Below are 2,864 nucleotides of genomic sequence, written 5' to 3'. Positions count from 1 at the left end.
TGCTCGCCCGGGCCGGCCGCCGCGTCCGCCGGGCCCCCGCCTTGACCAACGACACCGCGTACCCCGGAGAACGATCGCGCAGACGCACCAACGGGTCGTAGAACTCGCTCACCAGACGCCCGGCGAGCGGGTCGGCGGAGTGGAAGGCCTTATAGAAGGCGTCGGCCACCTCCGGCACGAACGCGAAGGCCGCCGAGGAGTACAGGGGCACCCCCACCCCGGAGTAGGCCGCCACGGTCAGCTCCGCGGTGGGCAACCCGTTGAAGAAGGTGAAGTCCGCACCGCGCACCGCACGCACCGCCAACACGATCTGGTGCATGCGCCCCAGATCACCCACACCATCCTTGAAACCCACCACCCGCGGAATCGCGGCCAGCTCGGCCGCCGATTCGGGCGAGAACACCATGGAACCGCGCTGATAGACGATGACGGGGATCTCCACCGCCTCCGACACCGCCCTGACGTACTCCACCAGCCCCCGCTGGGGCGCCGAGACCAGGTAGGGCGGCAACAACAAAATGGCGTCCGCGCCCAGTTCGAGTGCGGTCCGTGCCTGCTCGATGGCGGTGCCCACGCTGCCACCGGCGCCGGCCACCACAGGGACGGCCCCATCGACCACCTGGACCGTACGACGCACCACCGCGGCGTGCTCGGCCGCGGACAGGGCGTGGATCTCACCGGTACCGCAGGCGGTGAACACCCCACCCGCCCCATGGGACACACCCGAGGCCACATGCTCGGCGAGCACGTCCTGATTCACCACTCCGGCGTCGTCGAAGGGTGTGAGAGGAAAGAACAGAATCCCGTCGAAGTTCATGTGAGCTTCTCCTTGTCACGAGGGCGCCGCCCCTGGCGGCAGGATCGGATGTGGTTCACAGGACGTACTGCACGTGGCGGCGGACCATGGTCGCGATGACGTCGTCACCGTCGGCGGCCCACACATCGGCGTTGAACACCTCCCACTCGACGTCGCCCTCGTAACCGGCCGCACGCACCGCCCGGTACAGGGAACGAACGTCGATGTGGCCGTCGCCGACCATGCCCCGACCCAACAGCGCGTCGGTGGGCAGAGGCAGGATCCAGTCGCACACCTGGAAGGAGGCGATGCGTCCACGCGGACCGGCCCAGGCGATGTGTTCGTACACCGCCGGGTCCCACCACACGTGGTAGCTGTCCACCACCACGCCCACCTGTTCGGCGGGGAAGGGCTCGGCCCATTCCAAGGCCTGGCCCAGGGTGGACAACACCGCGCGGTCGGCGCAGAACATCGGGTGCAGGGGCTCCAACCCCAACTGGACGCCGCGTTCGGCGGCATAGGGCACCAACACCTGTAGCGCCTCGGCCACCCGTTCCCGGGCTCCGACCAGGTCGCGGTCGCCTTCGGGAAGGCCGCCCACCACCATGACCAGAACCGGGGCGCCCAGCTCGGCGGCCTCGTCCAGCGCCCGACGGTTGTCGTCCAACGCCACCGCGGGATCGGGATCGGTGAGGAACCCGCCCCGGCAGTAGGTGGACACCCGCAGACCCGAGTCGCGCAACAGGCGCGCGGACGCGGCGAGCCCCGCCTCGGCGACCTGTTCACGCCAAGGACCGATGGCGGGCACGCCCGCGCGCAGGCAACCGTCCACCGCCTGACGCAGGCTCCAGTACTTGGTGGTGGCCTGGTTGAGGGAGAGCCGGGACAGGACCGGATCACCCGGAGCGGGGGTGGGGACCGCGGCCCTGAGCCCGGAGGGCACGTCCACGTCGGTGGCCTTGGGCACGATGGTCATCGGTCCACCCCCGAAACGCGCAGCAACGAACTCATACGCTCCATCGCCAGGTCGGGGGCGCTGAGCGCCCCGGCCTGATCGGCCAGGCGCAGGATCTGCGCCAGGTGCGGCAGCGAACGCGCGCTGTGCAGGCCGCCCACCATGTGGAAGCCCTTCTGGTGGCCGTTGAGCCAGGCCAGGAAGGTGATTCCGGTCTTGTAGTAGAAGGTGGGCGCACAGAACAGGTGCCGGGCCAGGGGAACGGTGGCGTCCATCAACTCGCGATAGCGGGCCGTGTCTCCGGTGTCCAGCGCCGCCAGGGCGCGGCCGGCCACCGGGGCCATGGCGGCGAAGACGCCCAACAGGGCGTCGGAGTGGCCGTGTTCGTCGCCTTGGATCAGCTCGGGGTAGTGGAAGTCGTCGCCGGTGTACAGGCGCACCCCCTCCGGGAGCAGTCGGCGCAGGCGCACCTCCAGGTCGGCGTCGAGCAGGGACACCTTGATGCCCTCCACACTCGCGGCGTGGTCGGCGATCAGCGCGGCCACCGGTTCGATCGCCTCGGCCGGATCGTCATACCCCCAGTAGCCGGCCAGGGCCGGATCGAAGGCCTTTCCGAGCCAGTGCAGGATCACCGGACGCTCGGCCCGCTCCAACAGTGAGGCGTAGACCTTGGTGTAGTCGTCGGGGCCCTGTGCCACGGCGGCCAGCGCACGCGAGGCCATCAGTACGGGGGAGGCCCCGGCGCCCTGGACGGTGTCGAGTTGTTCGACGTACGCCTGGACAACGCTTTCCAGTGACTGCTGAGAAGAATCCAGCTGGTCGGTGCCCACCCCGCAGGCCAGGGCGGCGCCGCGACCGGCGGCCTCGGCGCCCGAGCGGCGGATCAGCTCGGCGGTGGCGGGCCAGTCCAGTCCCATACCGCGCTGGGCGGTGTCCATCGCGTCGGCCACACCCAACCCCTGGTCCCACAGGTGGTGCCGAAAGGCCAGGGTGGCGTCCCAGTCCAGGCGGGCGGCCTCCCCAGGCGCGTTGACGGCGGTGGGGTCGGCGACCACGTGCGCGGCGGCGTAGGCCACACGGGTGCGGGCGGGGGACAGGGGAGCGGTCTCGGCG

At 70.5% G+C, this 2,864-nt stretch carries 3 protein-coding genes; all 3 read right to left on the bottom strand.

From position 1 onward, the window contains the following. Window positions 1–817, bottom strand: an 817-nt coding sequence (locus BQ8420_RS23575; protein WP_087101355.1) for a 5-dehydro-4-deoxyglucarate dehydratase, incomplete at its 3' end; no start/stop codon positions are given. A 55-nt stretch (window positions 818–872) separates the two neighbouring features. Further along, complete coding sequence (locus BQ8420_RS23570) at window positions 873–1,772, bottom strand: sugar phosphate isomerase/epimerase (protein ID WP_087101354.1); 900 nt, start codon at window positions 1,770–1,772, stop codon at window positions 873–875. Then, a partial coding sequence (locus BQ8420_RS23565; RefSeq protein WP_143847507.1) for a dihydrodipicolinate synthase family protein occupies window positions 1,769–2,864 on the bottom strand: 1,096 nt, incomplete at its 5' end. The genes BQ8420_RS23570 and BQ8420_RS23565, both read right to left, overlap by 4 nt.

This window comes from Nocardiopsis sp. JB363, from assembly GCF_900143625.1.
Classification (GTDB): Bacteria; Actinomycetota; Actinomycetes; order Streptosporangiales; family Streptosporangiaceae; genus Nocardiopsis.
This window is presented reverse-complemented; position numbering and strand designations above follow the sequence as displayed.